The 18,035-nt window shown below is 67.5% G+C and carries 21 protein-coding genes; 14 read left to right on the forward strand and 7 right to left on the reverse strand.

All coding sequences use genetic code 11. The features are described from left to right. Both motA and msrB read right to left on the reverse strand, forming a co-directional pair. Complete coding sequence (gene motA, locus ACVOMC_RS05860; RefSeq protein WP_481523196.1) at window positions 1–855, reverse strand: flagellar motor stator protein MotA; 855 nt, start codon at window positions 853–855, stop codon at window positions 1–3. 63 nt (window positions 856–918) lie between these two features. Next, a complete protein-coding gene (msrB, locus tag ACVOMC_RS05865) occupies window positions 919–1,386 on the reverse strand; it encodes a peptide-methionine (R)-S-oxide reductase MsrB (protein ID WP_481523197.1) in 468 nt (155 codons plus the stop codon). A gap of 125 nt (window positions 1,387–1,511) precedes the next feature. Here msrB and ACVOMC_RS05870 point away from each other — a divergent pair, with 125 nt between their 5' ends. Further along, window positions 1,512–1,916 (forward strand): classical arabinogalactan protein 4, encoded by a 405-nt coding sequence (locus tag ACVOMC_RS05870; protein ID WP_481523198.1) that lies wholly within the window; start codon window positions 1,512–1,514, stop codon window positions 1,914–1,916. Window positions 1,917–1,929: 13 nt separating this feature from the next. Here ACVOMC_RS05870 and ACVOMC_RS05875 read toward each other — a convergent pair whose 3' ends face one another. After that, a complete protein-coding gene (locus ACVOMC_RS05875; RefSeq protein ID WP_054659526.1) occupies window positions 1,930–2,409 on the reverse strand; it encodes a winged helix-turn-helix transcriptional regulator in 480 nt (159 codons plus the stop codon). A gap of 150 nt (window positions 2,410–2,559) precedes the next feature. Between ACVOMC_RS05875 and ACVOMC_RS05880 the strand changes: the two genes are divergently transcribed. Then, on the forward strand, window positions 2,560–3,825 hold the full coding sequence (locus tag ACVOMC_RS05880; RefSeq protein WP_481523199.1) for a D-amino acid dehydrogenase: 1,266 nt from the start codon (window positions 2,560–2,562) through the stop codon (window positions 3,823–3,825). Then, entirely contained in the window at window positions 3,825–4,901 is a 1,077-nt protein-coding gene (gene alr, locus ACVOMC_RS05885; protein ID WP_481523200.1) for an alanine racemase, read from the forward strand. The genes ACVOMC_RS05880 and alr overlap by 1 nt, the downstream gene beginning before the upstream one ends. 86 nt (window positions 4,902–4,987) lie before the next feature. On the opposite strand, the gene ACVOMC_RS05890 is transcribed toward alr, so the two are convergent. After that, window positions 4,988–5,554: a DUF3016 domain-containing protein gene (locus ACVOMC_RS05890; RefSeq protein ID WP_481523201.1), complete on the reverse strand. Its 567-nt coding sequence runs from the start codon at window positions 5,552–5,554 to the stop codon at window positions 4,988–4,990. 180 nt (window positions 5,555–5,734) lie between these two features. On the opposite strand from ACVOMC_RS05890, the gene ACVOMC_RS05895 reads away from it, so the two are divergent. From ACVOMC_RS05895 to ACVOMC_RS05915, 5 genes are all read left to right on the forward strand, one after another. Beyond that, window positions 5,735–7,750, forward strand: a complete 2,016-nt coding sequence (locus tag ACVOMC_RS05895) for a hybrid sensor histidine kinase/response regulator (protein ID WP_481523202.1) — start codon at window positions 5,735–5,737, stop codon at window positions 7,748–7,750. A gap of 63 nt (window positions 7,751–7,813) precedes the next feature. Beyond that, entirely contained in the window at window positions 7,814–8,107 is a 294-nt protein-coding gene (locus tag ACVOMC_RS05900) for a DUF3247 family protein (protein ID WP_481523203.1), read from the forward strand. 60 nt (window positions 8,108–8,167) lie between these two features. Continuing rightward, complete coding sequence (locus ACVOMC_RS05905; protein ID WP_481523204.1) at window positions 8,168–9,229, forward strand: class I SAM-dependent methyltransferase; 1,062 nt, start codon at window positions 8,168–8,170, stop codon at window positions 9,227–9,229. Then, window positions 9,226–9,933 carry a pseudouridine synthase gene (locus tag ACVOMC_RS05910; RefSeq protein WP_481523205.1) on the forward strand — a complete coding sequence of 236 codons (708 nt, stop codon included), beginning with the start codon at window positions 9,226–9,228 and terminating at the stop codon, window positions 9,931–9,933. Before ACVOMC_RS05905 ends, ACVOMC_RS05910 begins: the two co-directional genes overlap by 4 nt. Then, window positions 9,930–10,631: an HAD family hydrolase gene (locus tag ACVOMC_RS05915; RefSeq protein ID WP_481523330.1), complete on the forward strand. Its 702-nt coding sequence runs from the start codon at window positions 9,930–9,932 to the stop codon at window positions 10,629–10,631. The genes ACVOMC_RS05910 and ACVOMC_RS05915 overlap by 4 nt, the downstream gene beginning before the upstream one ends. A gap of 85 nt (window positions 10,632–10,716) precedes the next feature. Here the strand turns inward: ACVOMC_RS05915 and ACVOMC_RS05920 are convergent, their stop codons facing one another. Both ACVOMC_RS05920 and ACVOMC_RS05925 read right to left on the reverse strand, forming a co-directional pair. Beyond that, window positions 10,717–11,265: a DUF1415 domain-containing protein gene (locus tag ACVOMC_RS05920; protein WP_481523206.1), complete on the reverse strand. Its 549-nt coding sequence runs from the start codon at window positions 11,263–11,265 to the stop codon at window positions 10,717–10,719. Between the two features lie 217 nt (window positions 11,266–11,482). After that, window positions 11,483–11,968 (reverse strand): YajQ family cyclic di-GMP-binding protein, encoded by a 486-nt coding sequence (locus ACVOMC_RS05925; protein ID WP_054660300.1) that lies wholly within the window; start codon window positions 11,966–11,968, stop codon window positions 11,483–11,485. A 214-nt stretch (window positions 11,969–12,182) separates the two neighbouring features. Here ACVOMC_RS05925 and ACVOMC_RS05930 point away from each other — a divergent pair, with 214 nt between their 5' ends. From ACVOMC_RS05930 to ACVOMC_RS05955, 6 genes are all read left to right on the forward strand, one after another. Next, complete coding sequence (locus ACVOMC_RS05930; protein ID WP_054660302.1) at window positions 12,183–13,079, forward strand: DMT family transporter; 897 nt, start codon at window positions 12,183–12,185, stop codon at window positions 13,077–13,079. 127 nt (window positions 13,080–13,206) lie between these two features. Beyond that, window positions 13,207–14,214, forward strand: a complete 1,008-nt coding sequence (locus ACVOMC_RS05935; protein ID WP_481523207.1) for a methionine ABC transporter ATP-binding protein — start codon at window positions 13,207–13,209, stop codon at window positions 14,212–14,214. Next, window positions 14,211–14,900: a methionine ABC transporter permease gene (locus ACVOMC_RS05940; protein WP_481523208.1), complete on the forward strand. Its 690-nt coding sequence runs from the start codon at window positions 14,211–14,213 to the stop codon at window positions 14,898–14,900. The genes ACVOMC_RS05935 and ACVOMC_RS05940 overlap by 4 nt, the downstream gene beginning before the upstream one ends. Window positions 14,901–14,985: 85 nt before the next feature. Continuing rightward, window positions 14,986–15,780, forward strand: a complete 795-nt coding sequence (locus tag ACVOMC_RS05945; RefSeq protein WP_481523209.1) for a MetQ/NlpA family ABC transporter substrate-binding protein — start codon at window positions 14,986–14,988, stop codon at window positions 15,778–15,780. A 106-nt stretch (window positions 15,781–15,886) separates the two neighbouring features. Continuing rightward, window positions 15,887–16,450, forward strand: a complete 564-nt coding sequence (locus ACVOMC_RS05950; RefSeq protein WP_481523210.1) for a CcdC protein domain-containing protein — start codon at window positions 15,887–15,889, stop codon at window positions 16,448–16,450. 67 nt (window positions 16,451–16,517) lie between these two features. After that, entirely contained in the window at window positions 16,518–17,477 is a 960-nt protein-coding gene (locus ACVOMC_RS05955; protein WP_481523211.1) for a YiiX/YebB-like N1pC/P60 family cysteine hydrolase, read from the forward strand. Here the strand turns inward: ACVOMC_RS05955 and ACVOMC_RS05960 are convergent. Continuing rightward, a complete protein-coding gene (locus ACVOMC_RS05960; protein ID WP_481523212.1) occupies window positions 17,375–18,013 on the reverse strand; it encodes an OmpW/AlkL family protein in 639 nt (212 codons plus the stop codon). The genes ACVOMC_RS05955 and ACVOMC_RS05960 overlap by 103 nt on opposite strands. Window positions 18,014–18,035: the final 22 nt, after the last annotated feature.

Consider the following 18,035-nt stretch of genomic DNA (forward strand, 5'->3'; position numbering starts at 1 on the left):
TTACTTGACCGACTTCAGGTGCTGCTCGAATTCGTTGAAGCCCGGGCGCAGCGCCGAGGGCACCGTCTTGCGCGCGAACTCCAGGGCGATCTTCGGGTTGTAGCCGCGCAGGCACGCCAGCAGCGCGGTCTTGACCGATTCGTAGATGCGCGCGTCCTGCTCGGCGCGGGCTTCCACTGCCGCCGCCAGCGGGCCGACAAAGCCATAGCCGAGCAGAATGCCGAGGAACGTGCCGACCAGCGCGCCGGCGACATGGCCACCGACTTCCTTGATGTCGCCGCCGATCGAGCCCATGGTGATGACGATGCCCAGCACCGCGGCGACGATGCCGAAACCGGGCAGTCCGTCGGCGACCTTGTTGAGCACCGCGGCCGGCGCCAGCGACTCCTCGTGGTGCTTTTCCAGCTCCAGTTCCAGCAGCGCCTCCAGTTCGTGCGGCTCGATATTGGAGCCGATCATCAGCCGCAGGCAGTCGGTCATGAAGGCCATCAGGTGGTGATCGGCCTGGATCTTCGGGTAGCTGGCGAACACCGGGCTCTCGCCGGGGTTCTCCACGTGCTCCTCCAGCGCCATGAAGCCCTCTTTGCGTGCCTTGTTGAGCAGTTCGTAGACCAGGCTGAGCACGTCCAGATAATCCTGGCGCTGGTACTGCGGGCCTTTGAAGGTGCCCACCACCGCGGCCAGGGTCTGTTTGACCAGCTTGAGCGGGGTGCCGATCAGGAACGCGCCCAGTGCCGCGCCGCCGATGATCACCAGTTCATAGGGCTGCCACAGCGCGCCCAGGCGCCCGTGCGCGCCAAGATAGCCGCCCAGTACGCTGAGGATGACGACGAGCAGACCAACGATGATGAGCATGGGGCAGGCACAAGGAGGGAATCTCCCGTTGTCGGCCTGGCGCGCCAGAACTGAAGTGTGAACTCAGTCGGCGGGCAACGCTTCGGCGCCGCCGCGGCCCAGCGGGTTGGGATAGTGCTCGCCGTGGCCGGCGAAGCCCAGCGATACCGAGTTCAGGCAGTGCCGCTCGAAGGCGGGCGGCGGACCATCCGGGAAGACATGCCCCAGATGGCTGTCGCAGCGGGCGCAGACGATTTCCGTGCGCACCATCCCGTGGCTGGTGTCGCGGATCTGCCGCACATGCGCCGGATCGAACGGGGCGAAGAAACTGGGCCAGCCGGTGCCGGAGTCGAACTTGGTGCTGGAGCGGAACAGCGGCAGCCCGCACAGCCGGCAGCAGTAGACGCCCGCCCGCTTGTTGTCCAGGAATACGCCGCAGAACGGGGCCTCGGTGCCGTGGTGCAGCAGCACGCGCGCCTCGTCCGGGCTCAGACCGGCGATCAGGGTGGCGCGTTGCGCGGCGTCCGGAGGCGTGAGGTCGAAAGCGGTCATGGTGGGGGTCCGATGGGGCGATGACCCATGGTAGGCGCGTGCGGTTGGAGGGCCAAGCGGCAGCGTTCATCACTGCGCCAGCCGTTCGGGTGCATGCTCGAACCGGTCCATAAAGGGAGGCCCCCATGACCAGGTTTGCCCGCATTGTGCTGTTGCTGGCCGGCGGCCTGCCGCTGGCGGCGCAGGCGCAGCTAAAACCGGCGCCGTCGCCCACCGCCACCCGTGCGGTCAGTTTGCCGCCACCGTCCCGGCCGCAGGCCGACGACAACCGCCCGGCGGCCGAAAACGCCCCTGTGCGCGAGCGCCTGCAGCGGCCGGTGTCGCCCGCAAAACCGGCGGTGCCGATCCGGCCGGCGGCACCGGCCGTCGCCCGTCCGGTCTATGACCGCAACGGCCAGCCGCTCAACGGCATGCAGCCGGCCGGTCCGAACCGGGTGATCGATACCCGTACCGGGCGCTACTACGACACCGTGCCCAGCGGCACCGGTGAGTGGGTGGTACCGCCGCCCAGCGCCGCGCGCGGCAACTGAGCCGCGGCCGCGCTCATTCGCTGATCGGCAGGCACAGGGTTTCCTTGACTTCCTCCATCACGATGTAGCTCTTGGATTCGCGGACATGCGGCAGGGTCAGCAGGGTGCTGCCCAGCAGCTTGCGGTAGGAGGCCATCTCGTTGATGCGGGCCTTGAGCAGGTAGTCGAAGTCACCGGACATCAGATGGCATTCCAGCACGTTGGGCAGTTTCAGCGCCGCGCGGCGGAACTCCTCGAAGATGTCGCCGGATTTGTAGGCCAGGCTGATTTCCACGAACACCAGCAGGCCGGCCTTGACCGAGGACGGATCCAGCCGCGCGTAGTAGCCGGTGATCACGCCTTCGCGTTCCAGCCGCCGCACCCGCTCGGTGCAGGGTGTAGTCGACAGGCCCACGCGCTCGCCCAGCTCGGTGAAGGAAATGCGTCCTTCCTGCTGCAGGATGCGCAGGATCTTGCGGTCGATCTTGTCCAGTTCGCGGCTGCGGGTGGCCATGGCGGCTCTGCTTTTGATGAACGAAACGGGAAATTAGCCTGATTTTTCCAGTCAATACAGAAAAAACAACTGGCTTGGCCTGAATATACTGCGCCGTTCCTAGTCCCTGCTGTCCTCTGTACAGGGAATCATGTGGTCCGGAGAAAGAAAATGCGTGTTCTGGTGCTCGGCAGCGGTGTGATCGGCACGACCAGTGCCTGGTATCTGCGGCAGGCCGGCTTTGAGGTCACCGTGGTCGACCGGCAGCCGGCGCCGGCGCTGGAAACCAGCTTCGCCAACGCCGGGCAGCTGTCCTTCGGCTACACCTCGCCGTGGGCCGCGCCCGGGGTGCCGTTCAAGGCGATCAAGTGGCTGTTCGAAGAACATGCGCCACTGGCGATCCGCCCGACCGGCGATCTGAACCAGTACCGCTGGCTGTGGCAGATGCTGCGCAACTGCACCTCGGCCCGTTACGCGGTGAACAAGGCGCGCATGGTGCGCGTGTCCGACTACAGCCGCGACTGCATCAACGAGCTGCGTGCGGCCACCGGCATCGACTACGAGGGACGCCAGCTGGGCACCACCCAGCTGTTCCGCACCCAGCAGCAGCTGGATGCCGCCGCGCAGGACATCGAGGTGCTGCGCCAGTACGGCGTGCCGTATGAAGTGCTCGACCGCCAGGGCATCGCCCGCGTCGAACCGGCGCTGGCCGGCAAAACCGGCATGCTGGTCGGCGCATTGCGCCTGCCCGAGGACCAGACCGGCGATTGCCAGCTGTTCACCGACAAGCTGGCCGCGCTGGCCGCCCGGAACGGCGTGGAGTTCCGCTTCGACCAGACCATCAGCGCCATCCATGCCGACGGCGACCGCATCACCGGTGTGCGCATCAACGGCCAGCTGGAAACCGCCGACCACTACGTGCTGGCGCTGGGCAGCTACTCGCCGCAGCTGCTCGCGCCGCTGGGCCTGCAGTTGCCGGTGTATCCGCTGAAGGGCTACTCGCTGACCCTGCCCATTACCAACGCGGCGATGGCCCCGAACTCGACCATCCTCGACGAAAGCTACAAGATCGCCGTCACCCGTTTCCAGGACCGCATCCGTGTCGGTGGCATGGCCGAAGTGTCCGGTTTCGACCTGTCGCTGGAGCCGCGCCGGCGCGCCACGCTGGAGAAGGTGGTCAAGGATCTGTATCCGGAGGGCGGCGACCTGTCGCGCGCCGAATTCTGGACCGGCCTGCGTCCGGCTACCCCGGACGGCACGCCGGTGATTGGCGCCACGCCGTATCGCAACCTGTTCCTCAATACCGGCCACGGCACGCTGGGCTGGACCATGGCCGCCGGCTCTGGCCGTTATCTGGCCGACCTGATGGGCGGCAAGACGCCCCAGATCAGCAGCGAAGGCCTTGATATCTTCCGCTACGGCAAGGGACGGCACTGATGCGTCCGGCACAGGCACTGATCGACCTGGACGCGCTGCGCCACAACTACCGCCTGGCCAGGCAATTGGGCGGCGGCAAGGCGCTGGCCATCATCAAGGCCGATGCCTATGGCCATGGTGCGGTGGCCTGCGCGCGCGCGCTGCAGGACGAGGCCGACGGCTTTGGCGTGGCCTGCATCGAAGAGGCGCTGGAGCTGCGCCAGGCCGGCATCCGTGGTCCGATCCTGCTGATGGAAGGCTTCTTCGATGCGGCCGAACTGCCGCTGATCGTCGAGCACGATTTCTGGACGGTCGTGTCCTCGCGCTGGCAGCTCGAAGCGGTGGAGGCATTCAAGACCGATGCCACGCTGCGTATCTGGCTCAAGCTGGACAGCGGCATGCACCGGCTGGGTCTGTCGCCGGAAGAGTTCCGCGACGCGCATGCCCGCCTGAGCGCACTGCCGCAGGTCGGCCCGCTGGTGCTGATGACCCACCTGGCGCGTGCCGATGAACTGGACAGCAACCGCACCCGGGAGCAGCTCGATGTCTTCGTTCGTGCGACAGAAGGTTTGGCCGGTGAAACCAGCCTGTGCAATTCGCCGGCGCTGCTGGGCTGGCCGCAGTTGCGCAGCGATTGGGTACGCCCGGGCCTGATGCTGTATGGCGCCGACCCGCTGTATCCGCAGCCCAGCCCGCACGCCGCGCAGTTGCGCCCGGTGATGACGCTGCAGTCGCGGGTGATCGCGGTGCGCGAGCTGGGTGTGGGTGAGCCGCTGGGCTATGGCGCGCGCTTTGTCGCCGAGCGGCCGACACGGGTAGGTGTGGTGGCGATGGGGTATGCCGATGGCTATCCGCAGTTCGCCCCCAATGGCACGCCGGTGCTGATCGAAGGCGTGCCGGGGCAACTGATCGGCCGCGTGTCGATGGACATGCTGACCGTGGATCTGACCGATCACCCGCAGGCCGGCCACGGCAGCCTCGTGCAGCTGTGGGGCAGCGCGCCTACCATCGCCGAGCTGGCGCCGCGTTGCAACACCAGCGCCTACCGGCTGCCGTGCAGCCTCAAACGCACGCCGCGCGTCTATCTGTCCGAGTAACGAAAAGGGCCGCAGTGCGGCCCTTTTCTGTGGGGGAACCACGGCGACCGCAGTAGCGGCGTGCCGCCCGCGAGGCGGCCGGCTGCTTACCGTCCGGTCGCCGTGTCCTGGCGGAACTCGCGGCGCAGCCAGTCGTTGAGCATCCGCTTCTCATAGCGCAGCGGGTCGGTGTCACTGGGCATGCTGCTGTTGAGCAGGTACGCGGTGTCCACCAGCTTGCGCTCGCCCTGGGCGATCACCTGGCCATTGGCGTCGGTGAGGGTGAACTGCAGGGTAATACGCGGCGGATAGATGTCGCGCATGATCCGCACATCGTCCAGTCGCGGGCCGCGCCACGGCTCGTAGTCGCCGGCACGTTTGATGTCGGTGAAGGTGACGTCCAGTTGCTGTCCCGCCGGCAACTGTTTGTCGGCCTGCTTGCGCAGGTACCCGGCCAGCTGCGTCACCCAGTCGCCCCGTTCGGCATCCCAGCGGTTGCGGCTCTGGCGCAGTTCGGTGAACTGGGCCGGATCGGTCCACTGCACCTGTACCCGGCCTTCGGCGGGCAGCGCCCGCGGTGCGTCGGGCGCGGTGACGGTGCGGGGACCGGCATGGACAGTGCCCGCAGCCAGAATGCAGGCCAGTGCCACTCGGGCAAGGGTCGAAGTTTTCATGGAAATCTCCGTAGGTATAGCGTGTCTGGAGTGTGGGGCCTGCCTGGGCGCGGAACAATGCTGGTCGTGGCGCGCACGCGCGGAAGTTGCGCGGGATTCATCATCACGTTGTGTCGATAGGCCGGTGCCCAGACTGGCGCTGCTCCCGTTTGCTCCGTCTGTCCTTCCGCCGCCGGTGACATGCTCCCTTCTCCGAATCCGCCACGTCTTCCGCTGGTGCCCGTTGCCGATGCGGACCTGGAAAACTCCCTGCTCTATCAGGAGTTGATCGAAGCGGTAGGCACGGGTTTCTGCGTGGTCGAGATGGTATTCAGCGACGGGGTGCCGGTGGACTTCATCTATCGTCGGGTGAATGCCGCGTTCGAGCGCATCACCGGCTTGCACCAGGTCACCGGTCGGCGCGCCCGCGAGCTGGTCCCCAGCCTGGAGGACTACTGGTTCCGCGTGTTCGGTCGTGTGGTCGAAGAGGGCGTGACGGTGCAGTTCGAGCGCGAGGTGCCCGCGCTGGGACGCTGGTATTCGGTGGAAGCGGTGCGGCTGGGCGCCGAAGGGCAGCGCCGGCTTGGCGTGCTGTTTTTCGATATTTCCCGGCGCAGGCAGGTTGAAACCGAGCTGGCCGAGAGCGAGGCGCGCTTCAGCGCACTGGCCGACGGCCTGCCGATGCCGGTGTGGGTGGTGGATGACCTGGGCCAGCTGCGCTTCATCAACAACGCCTTCTCCACGTTTTTCGGTACCGCCAGCAACCACGTTTTTGGCGCGCGCTGGTGGCAGGGGCTGCTGCATCCGGACGAGCTGGCGCCATTTGAATACGAACTGCGCACCGCGCTGGCCGAAGAGCGTGCCTTGCACCTGAACGTACGCGTGCAGCGCCATGACGGGCAATGGCGCTGGCTGGAGATGAACGCGGTGCCGCGCTTTTCCCCGGACGGGCGCTTCATCGGCCTGGCCGGCAACAGTCCGGATATCACCGAGCGGCGTGAAATCGATAGGGCGCGCGAGGAGCTGCTGGCGGCCGAGCGCACCGCCCGCAACGCCGCTGAAAGCACCACGCGGCTGAAGGATGAATTCCTGGCCACGCTGTCGCACGAGCTGCGCACGCCCCTGACCACGATCCTGGGCTGGAGCGAGCTGCTGCTGCAGCGCATGCCGGCCGAGCATCCGATGCGCCGTGGCCTGGAGGTGATCGCCAGCAGTGCGCTGGCGCAGAAGAGTCTGATGTCGGACATGCTCGACCTGAGCAGCATGCTGCTGGGCAAGGTGCAGCTGGAGGTGGAGGTGCTGGATCTGGCCGCGCAGGTGCGTGAAGCGGTCCAGGCGCAGGCGCTGGTGGCCGAGGGCAAGGCGCAGACGCTGCTGGTGAAGGTGCCCAAGATGCGCTGTCCGGTGCTGGGCGACGCCACCCGGTTGCAGCAGGTGCTGTGGAACCTGCTGTCCAACGCGATCAAGTTCACCCCGGTGGAGGGGCGGGTGGAAGTGGCGGTGCTGCAGGCACCGGGACACTTCGTGGTCGAGGTGCGCGACAACGGGGACGGCATCGCCCCGGAGTTTCTGGAGCACCTGTTCGGCCGCTTCCGTCAGGCCGATGGCACGACCACCCGTCGCCATGGCGGGCTGGGATTGGGGCTGGCCATCGTCCAGCAGCTGACCGAACTGCATGGCGGCAGCGTTTCGGCGGCCAGCGGCGGGGCCGGCCAGGGCGCGGTATTCCGGGTGCGGCTGCCCGCACACCGCGCCGACGCCAGCCATCGGCCACGTCGCAGGGTGCAGCGTGGGCCGATCGGCGAGGACGTGATCGCGCAGCTGCCGCTGCAGGGAATGCGGCTGCTGGCGGTGGAGGATCAGCCGGATGTGCTGGCCAATATCCACCGGGTGCTGGAAGAGCAGGGGGCGTCGGTGATCACCGCCAGTTCCGCGGCCGAGGCGCTGGAGCTGCTGGACCGGCGTGGGCACACCGCCTTCGATCTGCTGCTCAGCGACATCGGCATGCCGGGTATGGATGGCTACGGTCTGGTGCGCACGCTGCGCGAGACGATGGGCGTCTCAGGCCGTGAACTGCCGGCGGTGGCGGTCACCGCGCTGGCGCGGGAGGATGACCGCCGCCGTGCGTTCGCGGCCGGTTTCCAGGCGCATGTGGCCAAGCCGTACAGTCTGGCCCAGCTGGTCGGGGCGATCCGCGACGCCAGACCACGCCACTGAAAGCTTTGCGCGGATTTCACATGAGCTGTGGGTAGTGTGATCCCCATCACCGAGGACGCTGCCATGGCTCTCTACGCGCCCCACGTCTATTCCGACCCGATGCGGATCGCCCTGCTGGAAACACTGCTGGGTGAACTGGGCGACCGCACCCGGGTCGTTCTGGTGTTGCAGGACGGCATCCAAGTGGCGGGCACGGTGACCACGCGGCCGGCGCTGCAGCACTTTGTCGATCACAACGACCAGCCGGGCGTGAACGCCACCGTGCGGCTGGATGACCTGGGGCGCTTCTCGCAGCAGCATGTGGTGTGGCTGGACAGCATCCGCGAGGTACGGCGGATGCCCGGCGAAAGCGCCTGAAGGGCCGGTTGCGGGGCGGACGGCTAGAATGGGCGGCCCTGTTCTTTTTGCCGGTTCGCAATGGCTGCCCAGCACGACGCTCCTCTGGAAACCCTCTTTCTTCCGTTTGCCGCGGGTAACCTGCGTTGGCCGCAGGGGCCGGTCCTGTTCCTGCGTGCGCGCGACGGTTGGCCGTTGCGTGAACATGCCGCCAGTGACCAGCTGGTCTGCGAACAGAGCTTCCGCCCGTTTGCCGCGGCGCTGGAGCGCAGTGGCTGGCAGGTACGTGACGAGGCCCAGGTACAGGGCGATGCCACCCGCTATGCGGCGGTGCTGGTATTGCCGCCGCGGCAGCGTGACGAGGCCCGCGCACTGTTTGCCCGCGCGGTGGCCCTGCTCGCCCCCGGTGGCATCGTGGTGGCCTGCCAGTCCAACAACGAAGGCGCCCGCTCGGGTGAAAGCGACCTGCAGCAGCTGGCCGGACTCGGCGGCAAGCTGACCAAGAGCCACTGCCGTACCTACTGGACCGCGCCGGCCGACGGCAGTCACGACGAGGCGCTGCGCAAGCGCTGGGCGGCGCTGGATGCACCGCGCACCATTGTCGATGGCCGCTTCCAAAGCCGTCCGGGCGTATTCGCCTGGGACCGGATCGATCCGGCCTCGGCGCTGCTGGTGGAGCAGCTGCCGGCGGATCTGGCCGGTCACGGCGCCGATCTGGGCGCCGGCTGGGGTTACCTGTCGGCTGAGGTGCTGGCGCACTGCCCGAAGGTGAGCGCGCTGGATCTGTACGAGGCCGAGGCGCGCGCGCTGGCGCTGGCGCGGACCAATCTGGCTGCCGCCGGCGAGCGCGCCAAGCTGGGGTTCCGCTGGCATGATGTGACCGCCGGCATCGAGGGCCGCTACGACTTCGTCGTTTCCAACCCGCCGTTCCATACTCCGGCGCGCGAGGACCGGCCGGACATCGGCCAGCGCTTCATCGCCGTGGCCGCGCAGGCGCTGCGCCCGGGCGGCAAGCTGTTCATGGTTGCCAACCGGCACCTGCCGTACGAGCAGATCCTCAATGACAGTTTCGGCAAAGTGCATGTGGCCGCCGAACGCGACGGGTTCAAGGTCATCGTCGGCACCCGTGGAGGCCGCGCATGAAGCTGGTCAAGCACATCGCCAACCTCGGCTACGGCAGCCGCAAGCAGGTGCAGGGCATGTTCCGCGAAGGCCGCATCACCGACGCCGACGGCGAGGTGCTGTATGCCGACGACAAGGTTGAACACGACCGCATCCGTGTGGATGGCGAACCGCTGGATCCGCCGCCGGGGTTGACCATCGCGTTGCACAAGCCGGCCGGCTATACCTGTTCGACCAAGGACATCGGCCGGCTGGTCTATGACCTGCTGCCGTACCGTTTCCGCGACCGCTCGCCGCTGCTCTCGCCGGTGGGGCGGCTGGACCGCGAGACCAGCGGACTGCTGCTGATGACCGATGACGGTGCGCTGCTGCACCGGATCGTGTCGCCCAAGTCGAAGCTGGACAAGGTCTACGAAGCGCAGCTGGCGCAGGACCTCCGCGGCGACGAGGGGGCACGCTTTGCCAGTGGCGAGCTGCTGCTGGAATCGGACGACAAGCCGCTGCTGCCGGCCGAGCTGGAGGTGCTGGGGCCGCGCCACGCCCGGCTGACCCTGCACGAAGGCCGCTACCACCAGGTGCGGCGCATGTTCGCCGCGGTCGGCAACCATGTGCAGTCGCTGCATCGCAGCCGCGTCGGCGGTCTGGGCCTGGACGGTCTGGACGAAGGGCAGTGGCGGCAGCTGGATGCGGCCGATCTGGCGCGGTTGTTCGGGAATCACGGCTGATGCATCCGGCCGCACTGTCCGCGCGCCCGCATGCGGTGATCTTCGACATGGACGGCCTGATGCTGGACAGCGAGCGCGCGCTGCTGGGCTGTCTGCAGCACACCGCGCGCGCGCACGGGTACGAGGTGCCGCGCAGTCTGCTGCTGTCGCTGATCGGCTCCTCCGATGCGGCCTCGCGCCAGCGCCTGGGCGAGGTCCTGGGGCTGGAGCGCACTGATGCACTGCTGGCCGCCTCCTACGCGCGCTACGACGGCATCGTCGAGGCCGGGGTGCCGCACCGGCCAGGCATCATCGAACTGCTCGAGCTGCTGGTCGAACACCAGCTGCCGCGCGCGGTGGCCACCGCCACGCGCCAGCCGCTGGCCTCGCGCAAACTCGAAGCGGCCGGGCTGCTGCGTTATTTCGATGCCGTGGCCACCAGTTCCGAGGTGGCCCACTCCAAACCGGCGCCGGACATCTACCTGCTGGCGGCGCACAGACTGGGGGTTGATCCGGCCCATTGCCTGGCGCTGGAGGATTCGCCGACCGGCGTGCGCGCCGCGCTCGCGGCCGGCATGACCACCGTGCAGGTGCCGGATCTGCTGGCACCGGATGAGCAGGTGCGGGCGCTGGGGCATCGCATCGTCGGCTCGCTGCATGAAGTGCGGCAGCAGCTGCTGCCGTGGCTGGGGGCCGCGCCGGTGCTGCAGGCTGAGTGACGCGGCAGGCGCCACCCCGACAGCGGCGGCGCGACCGTTTCCGGCCCGCGCCGTTTCAACCACCGTCCGCGCCTGGAACCGCCGCTCAGTCCCCGGCGAGCAGCGTGTTCCAGCCGTCCACGCCGAGCCTGTCGAGCGTGGCGATATTGCGTTCGACAATCACCTCCGGGTCGGGAAACGCGGCCACCGCCCGTTCCACGCTGTCTTCGCGCAGCAGGTGCAGGGTCGGGTAGGGCGAACGGTTGGTGTAATTGCTGGCGTCATCGGCCGCCACGCCGGCGAACTGGTACTGGGGATGGAAGCTGGCCACCTGCAGGATGCCCTGCAGATCCAGCGCCTCGACCGCCGCATCGGCGTTGTCGAGGAAATCGTTGTAGTCCAGGAAATCGGTCAGCACGTCCGGATGCACGATCAGCGTGGTGTCGATCTGCTCGGCCGGCGTGTCGCGCAACAGCACCAGCTCTTCGGCCAGCTCTTCCAGCAGCGCCTCGGGCGTGGAGGCATCGCTGAGCACGAAGCGCACCTGGTCCTTGACATAGACCGCCTTGGCGAACGGGCACAGGTTCAGGCCGATCACCGCCTTCTCCACCCAGCGGCGGGTCAGGGCGATGGGATCGATGGAGGTTTCGTTCATGGCGGCTACGCAGGCGGACGGGGGCAGGTGATTGTAGTGGCCCTGGACGCCTGCTGCGGCGGCGCCTCGCTGGACCGTGCCGGTGCGCATGACACGCCGTGCAGGGATGGGCACCCGGCGTACGGCAAGGATTTCCGCGGACCGGACTTCGGCGATGGGGCCGGCCCCACGCCGGAACAGGCCGCAGCAGCGCATGTGCCTGCTGCAGCCGCGTGGCTCAGTCGCGGAAGTTCTCGAATTGCAGCGGCTGTTCGAAGTCGCCCTTCTTCAGCAGCGCCATCACTTCCTGCAGGTCATCGCGCTTTTTGCCATTGACGCGCAGCTTGTCGCCGTTGATCTGGGTATCGACCTTGATCTTGGACTCCTTGATCCTGGCGGCGATCTGCTTGGCCAGCTTCTGCTCGATACCCTGCTTGACCGTGACCTGCTGGCGCGCGCCGCCCAGATTGGTCTCGATGTCGCCGAATTCCATGCAGCGGAAATCGATGCTGCGGGCACCCAGGCGCTGTTTGAGGATGTCGCCCATCTGCTTGAGCTGGAAATCGGTGGGCGCGGTCAGCTTGATCAGCTTCTCGTCTTCCAGCACGTACTTGGCGTCCACACCCTTGAAATCGAAGCGGGTGGACAGCTCGCGGTTGGCCTGGTCGATGGCGTTGGTCAGCTCGTGCTTGTCAACTTCGGAGACGACGTCAAAGGAAGGCATGAAGGCCTGCTCCCATCAATGAAAACGGTCTCCATTCTAGGCGATCGATGCCGGCCCGGTGGCGCGTGCCGGACCACGGTGCCTGCGGCTGATTGCACACCCCCGGGCACGCGGCTGATCGGTGGCGGTGGCGCGGCGGCCGCCCGGATGCGGGCTGAACACAGTGCACTGAATGGGGGTGCGCCGCGGTAGGCGCAGGACCGATAATCGCGCCATGCCTTCCACCAAATCCCCTGCGCACGCCATCCTCTGGATGCTGGCGGCTGTCGCCTTCTTTTCGTTGATGGATGCCGGCATGAAGATGCTGTCGGCCAGCTATCCCACCTTGCAGGTCACCATGTTGCGCGGTGCCGCGTCATTGCCGTTCGTGCTGGTGTGGGTGCTGGCCACCGCCGGGCCGCGCTCGATCATCCCGGTGCGCTGGGGCCTGCACCTGCTGCGCGGTGTGCTGGGCATGGTGATGATCGGCTGTTTCGTCTATGCGCTGCGCACGCTGCCGCTGTCCACCGCCTACACCCTCTATTTCGTCTCGCCGCTGCTGGTGGCGGCGCTGTCGGTGCCGCTGCTCGGTGAGCATGTCGGGCCACGGCGCTGGGTGGCGATCGGCATCGGCCTGGTCGGCGTGCTGGTGGTGCTGCGCCCGGGGGTGGAGGGCATCATCTCGCTGCCGGGGCTGATGGTGCTGGTGGCGGCGCTGGCCTACGCCATCGCCTCGGTGACGGTGAGCCTGCTGACCCGTACCGATACGTCGCAATCCATGGTGGTGTGGTTTTTGCTGATCATGGCCGTTGGTGCCGGATTGCTGGCCTGGCCGCAGTGGCAACCGCTGCAGTGGAAGCACGCGGCGCTGATCGCCGGCATGGGCCTGGCCGGCGCGCTGGGGCAGATCGCGCTGACCCGCGCGTTCCAGCTGGGCCAGGCCTCGCTGATCGCGCCGCTGGAATACACCGGTCTGGTCTGGGTGATCGGCCTGGATCTGCTGCTGTGGGGCGTGCTGCCGGACCGCTGGACCTGGCTGGGGGGGGCGATCATCGTCGCCAGTGGCCTGTACCTGCTGCATCGGGAACGCGTGCAGCAGGCCCGGCGGACCGCGCCGATGGACCATCCCTGAGCCAGGGAGGGGCGGGGGCGGTCGCTTAGAACCAAAAGGAATAAGATTCCCGGTGTCAGCACGCGCGCCGCAGCCGTGGCGCTGCTAGGCTGCACGCCCGTTCCGTCCTCCCCCGGTTGCCCTGGCAGTGATCGAGTTCCAGAACCTGCACAAATCCTATGTGGTGGAAGGCCGCGCGATCACCGCGCTGCATCCGCTCGACCTGCAGATCCACGCCGGCGAAGTGTTCGGCATCATCGGCCACTCCGGTGCCGGCAAGTCGACCCTGATCCGCCTGATCAACCGGCTGGAGGAACCCAGTGGCGGCCGCGTGCTGATCGACGGCCAGGACGCCACCGCCCTGGACGCCGACGGCCTGCGCGCGCTGCGCCGCCGCATCGGCATGATCTTCCAGCATTTCAACCTGCTGTCGGCGCGTACCGTGGCCGCCAATGTCGCCTTTCCGCTGGAACTGGCGGGCATGCCGCGGGCCGAGATCGACGCGCGCGTGGCCGAGCTGCTGCGCACCGTCGGGCTGGAGGCGCACGCGGCCAAGTACCCGGCGCAGCTGTCCGGCGGGCAGAAGCAGCGCGTCGGCATCGCCCGCGCGCTGGCCACCCGCCCGCAGATCCTGCTGTGCGACGAGGCCACCAGTGCGCTGGACCCGCAGACCACGGCCTCGGTGCTGGCGCTGCTGGGCAAGATCAACCGCGAGCTGGGCCTGACCATCGTGTTGATCACCCACGAGATGGACGTGATCCGCCGGGTCTGCGACCGCGTGGCCGTGCTCGATGCCGGGCATCTGGTCGAACTGGGCCCGGTGACCGAGGTGTTCCTGCATCCCCAGCATCCGACCACGCGCCGGTTCGTCTCCGAGTCCGAGCATGTGGATGAGGGCGAGCAGCTGCGCGACTTCGCCGCGGTGGGCGGCCGCATCATGCGCCTGACCTTCCTGGGCCAGGACACCTACGAACCCCTGCTCGGGCGCATCGCCCGCGAGACCGGGGTGGACTACAACATCCTGTCCGGGCGTATCGACCGGATCAAGGACACCCCCTACGGCCAGCTCACCGTTGCGCTGGTGGGCGGTGACGAGGACGCCGCGCAGGCCGCATTCGTTGCCGCGGGCGTGCATGTGGAGGAGCTGCGCCGATGATCATCGCCACCGCGGACGGTTTCTTCCGCCACCTGGATGCCGGCAAATGGGCCGACATCGGCCAGGCCACGATCGACACCCTGCTGATGCTGGCCGGCTCGCTGCCGCTGACCCTGGCGATTGGCCTGCCGCTGGGCGTGCTGCTGTTCCTGACCGGCTCGCCGCAGCTGCATCGCAAGCCGGTGGTGTACGGAGTGCTGGCACTGCTGGTGAACCTGCTGCGCTCGGTACCGTTCATCATCCTGATGATCGTGCTGATCCCGGTCACGCTTGGTCTGATGGGCACCTCGCTGGGCGTACGCGGGGCGATCCTGCCGCTGGTGGTGGGCGCCGCGCCGTTCTATGCGCGACTGGTGGAAACCGCACTGCGCGAAGTGGACCGGGGCGTGATCGAAGCCAGCCAGGCGATGGGCGCGACCACCGCGCAACTGGTGTTCAAGGTGCTGCTGCCCGAAGCGCGGCCGGGCCTGATCGCCGGCGCCACGGTCACCACCATCGCGCTGATCGGCTTCACCGCGATGGGCGGCGCGATCGGTTCCGGCGGTCTGGGCGATCTGGCCTTCCGCGACGGCTACCAGCGCTCGCACACCGACGTGGCCCTGGTCACCGTGGTGCTGCTGCTGGTGCTGGTGCAGGTCCTGCAGATGCTGGGCGACCGTCTGGTCACGCACTACAGCCGCAAGTGACCGGCTGATCCATCGACAATGGCGTCGTCGCCGCCTGCTAGGGTGGGGCGCTCGCCGTTTCCGTTTTTCCAGGAACCCATCCCCCATGAAAAAGCTGCTTGTCCTTCCGCTGATCACCGCCGTTCTGGCCCTGGCCGCCTGCGGCAAGCCCGCCGCCGATGATTCCAGGCTGGTGGTCGCCGCCACCGCCGTGCCGCATGCCGAGATCCTGCAGGTGGTCAAGCCGATCCTGGAAAAGCAGGGCGTCACGCTGGACGTGCGCGTGTTCAACGATTACGTGCAGCCCAACGACCAGCTGGTGCAGAAACAGGTCGATGCCAACTACTTCCAGACCGAGCCCTACCTGGACGCCTACAACCGGGACCGCAAGACCGATCTGGTCACCGTCACCGGCGTGCATATCGAGCCGTTCGGCGCCTATTCGCGCCGCGTTACCTCGCTGGACGCGCTGCCCAACGGGGCCGATGTGGTCATTCCCAATGACCCCAGCAACAACAGCCGCGCGCTGATCCTGCTGGACACCGCCGGCGTGATCAAGCTCAAGGATCCAAGCAACGCGCTGTCCACCCAGCGCGATATCGTCGCCAACCCCAAGCAGCTGAAGTTCCGCGAGCTGGATTCGGCGATGCTGCCGCGTGTGCTCGACCAGGTCGATCTGGCCCTGATCAACACCAACTACGCACTCGATGCCGGGTTGAATCCGACCAAGGATGCACTGGCCATCGAGAGCAGCGATTCGCCGTACGTGAATTTCCTGGTCGCCCGTTCGGACAACAAGGACGATGCCCGTGTGCAGAAGCTGGCCCGGGCCTTGAACAGTCCGGAAGTGAAGGCTTTCATCGAGCAGAAGTACAAAGGCGCGGTACTGCCGGCGTTCTGAGCCGTGTCCATGCTGCCGCGCACGCACTGCGCGGCGGCGACCTGCTGTGTTCCCACCCTGCACGTCCGTGTTGATCGCGGGCGGGCACTGAGCGGAATCATCGACCATGCCGTTGCTGATCGCGTTGCCCCTGGGCGTACTGGTGTTCGTGGCGATCGTGTTGTTGCTGCTGCCGCTGTCGCTGTGGCAGCGCGTTCGCAGCGGTGGCGCCCGCCGGCAGGCATGGCCGTGGCTGGTCACGCTCAATTTCTGGGCCACGCTGGCCTCCACGCTCGGGTTCGCGCTGTTTGCCACGATCGCCAGCGCATGGTGGCCCGCTGCGTGGCTGTACGCCGTTATCGGCTGGCTGGCCGGTGTGCTGCTCGGTGTGCTGGGGCATGGCCTGACCCGCTTTGAAAGCGGCCCGCAGGCACTGTTCTATACCCCCAGTACTTGGCTGGTGGCGCTGTTGACGTTGATGATCGCAGTGCGGCTGGTGGCCGGGCTGGTGCAGGGCTGGCAGGCCTCGGTCAATGGCGTGCCCTGGCCGGCGTCCGGCTGGCTCAGTCATGCCGGACTGCTGGCGATGGCGGCGGTGCTGCTGGGCTACGCCTTGATGTATGCAGCGCTGCTGCGGCGCAAGGTGCGCCATCACCTGCGTTACCGGGGATTTGACCGCAGCCCGCGCTGAGCGTCCGCCCGGTGGCGGTCCGCCAGCGGCATCGCTAGGCTGGCGCCACGTTACACGGAGATCGTCGATGGGCCTGCTGCATCTGCTGGGGCGCCGGATGGCGCACTTTCTCGCGCAACCGCGGCGTCACCAGACCCGGCCTTCGACCAGTGATCCGGCGCTGCTGGCGCGCACCCTGCAGCGCGGCGATGTGTTGCTGGTGGAGGGCAACAGCCGCTTCGCCACGGCGATCAAGTTCCTGACCCAGTCCACCTGGTCGCATGCGGCGCTGTACATCGGCGAGGAGCCGCTGGTCGAAGGCGCGCGCCCGCAGCCGATGCTGATCGACGTGGACGTGGACGTGGACGTGGACGTGGAGCAGGGCGTGCGCCGCATTCCACTCAGCGAGTTCGCCCGCCAGCACACCCGCATCTGCCGGCCGCACGGACTGGCGCCGGCGGTGGTGGACCAGCTGGTCGGCTTCCTGCGTGCGCGGCTGGGCTACAGCTACGACCTGAAGAACGTGTTCGATCTGGCCCGCTACCTGATCCGCCAGCCGCCGGTGCCTGCACACCTGCGGCGGCGGCTGATCGCGCTGGGCAGCGGCGAGCCGACCAAGGCGATCTGTTCGACCCTGCTGGCACAGGCGTTCGAGTCGATCCGCTATCCGATCCTGCCCGAAATCGAGTCGGTACTGGGCTGCGCCGGTGGCCATGAACAGCGCCAGGAGATCCTGCACATCCGCAACTACAGCCTTTACACGCCACGCGATTTCGACGTGTCACCGTTCTTCGAGGTGGTCAAGCCGCGGCTGCAGGCCGGCTTCGACTACCGCGCGCTGCAGTGGAGTGATGAAGCCCGGCCCCGCCCGGGCGGCGGAGTGCCGATACACGAAGGCACGGACCGCGAACGGCCCGTGCCTTTCTCAACCGCTATCGATGGCGATCAGAAACGGGCGCCGAGGCCGATGCCGATGGTCCACGGGTCCAGCTTCAGCTCGCCGGCATTCTGGCCGGCCACGCGCAGATCCGGGCGGGCATGCATGTAGCGGGCGTCGGCGCGCGCGAACCAGGTCGAATTGATGTTCATGTCCACGCCCACGGTGCCGATCGCGCCCTTGGCGGTTTCGATGCCGACGTGGTTGCCGGTGCCGCTCAGGCCATCGATCTTCTCGTTGCTGAAGTTCGATTCGTAGTAGCCCAGGCCGGCGAACGGCCGGAATGTGTTGTCGGCCGCGCCGAAGTGGTACTGCGCGCTCAGCGCCAGTGGCTGCTGCTCCACGCTGCCGACCTTGCCCAGGCCGTCGGCGCGGACGCGATGATTGAACTTGTCGGCCGCGCCCCACAGCTCGACGGCGAAGTTGTCATTGAAGTAGTAGCTGGCGCTCAGGGTCGGGGCCGGGCCGCCATCGACCTTGTCGATGCCATCGGCCGGATCGTTCTTCGGCTGCAGCAGGCTGATGCCGCCAACCACGGCGAAATGTTTGCCGGAAGCGGTGTCGCTGGTCGCGTCCTGCGCGAATGCGGGGGCCGACAGCGCCAGTGCGCCGAAGGTGGCAAGGCTGAGCATCTTGATGGAACGCATAGCGGACTCCTCGTACTTTCTG

The organism is Stenotrophomonas sp. STEN014 (assembly GCF_056760315.1).

Bases quoted from the DNA above. Each gene is read 5' to 3' on its own strand.
- motA (WP_481523196.1), bottom strand. From the start codon at position 855: ATGCTCATCATCGTTGGTCTGCTCGTCGTCATCCTCAGCGTACTGGGC.
- msrB (WP_481523197.1), bottom strand. From the start codon at position 1,386: ATGACCGCTTTCGACCTCACGCCTCCGGACGCCGCGCAACGCGCCACC.
- ACVOMC_RS05870 (WP_481523198.1), top strand. From the start codon at position 1,512: ATGACCAGGTTTGCCCGCATTGTGCTGTTGCTGGCCGGCGGCCTGCCG.
- ACVOMC_RS05875 (WP_054659526.1), bottom strand. From the start codon at position 2,409: ATGGCCACCCGCAGCCGCGAACTGGACAAGATCGACCGCAAGATCCTG.
- ACVOMC_RS05880 (WP_481523199.1), top strand. From the start codon at position 2,560: ATGCGTGTTCTGGTGCTCGGCAGCGGTGTGATCGGCACGACCAGTGCC.
- alr (WP_481523200.1), top strand. From the start codon at position 3,825: ATGCGTCCGGCACAGGCACTGATCGACCTGGACGCGCTGCGCCACAAC.
- ACVOMC_RS05890 (WP_481523201.1), bottom strand. From the start codon at position 5,554: ATGAAAACTTCGACCCTTGCCCGAGTGGCACTGGCCTGCATTCTGGCT.
- ACVOMC_RS05895 (WP_481523202.1), top strand. From the start codon at position 5,735: ATGCTCCCTTCTCCGAATCCGCCACGTCTTCCGCTGGTGCCCGTTGCC.
- ACVOMC_RS05900 (WP_481523203.1), top strand. From the start codon at position 7,814: ATGGCTCTCTACGCGCCCCACGTCTATTCCGACCCGATGCGGATCGCC.
- ACVOMC_RS05905 (WP_481523204.1), top strand. From the start codon at position 8,168: ATGGCTGCCCAGCACGACGCTCCTCTGGAAACCCTCTTTCTTCCGTTT.
- ACVOMC_RS05910 (WP_481523205.1), top strand. From the start codon at position 9,226: ATGAAGCTGGTCAAGCACATCGCCAACCTCGGCTACGGCAGCCGCAAG.
- ACVOMC_RS05920 (WP_481523206.1), bottom strand. From the start codon at position 11,265: ATGAACGAAACCTCCATCGATCCCATCGCCCTGACCCGCCGCTGGGTG.
- ACVOMC_RS05925 (WP_054660300.1), bottom strand. From the start codon at position 11,968: ATGCCTTCCTTTGACGTCGTCTCCGAAGTTGACAAGCACGAGCTGACC.
- ACVOMC_RS05930 (WP_054660302.1), top strand. From the start codon at position 12,183: ATGCCTTCCACCAAATCCCCTGCGCACGCCATCCTCTGGATGCTGGCG.
- ACVOMC_RS05940 (WP_481523208.1), top strand. From the start codon at position 14,211: ATGATCATCGCCACCGCGGACGGTTTCTTCCGCCACCTGGATGCCGGC.
- ACVOMC_RS05945 (WP_481523209.1), top strand. From the start codon at position 14,986: ATGAAAAAGCTGCTTGTCCTTCCGCTGATCACCGCCGTTCTGGCCCTG.
- ACVOMC_RS05950 (WP_481523210.1), top strand. From the start codon at position 15,887: ATGCCGTTGCTGATCGCGTTGCCCCTGGGCGTACTGGTGTTCGTGGCG.
- ACVOMC_RS05955 (WP_481523211.1), top strand. From the start codon at position 16,518: ATGGGCCTGCTGCATCTGCTGGGGCGCCGGATGGCGCACTTTCTCGCG.
- ACVOMC_RS05960 (WP_481523212.1), bottom strand. From the start codon at position 18,013: ATGCGTTCCATCAAGATGCTCAGCCTTGCCACCTTCGGCGCACTGGCG.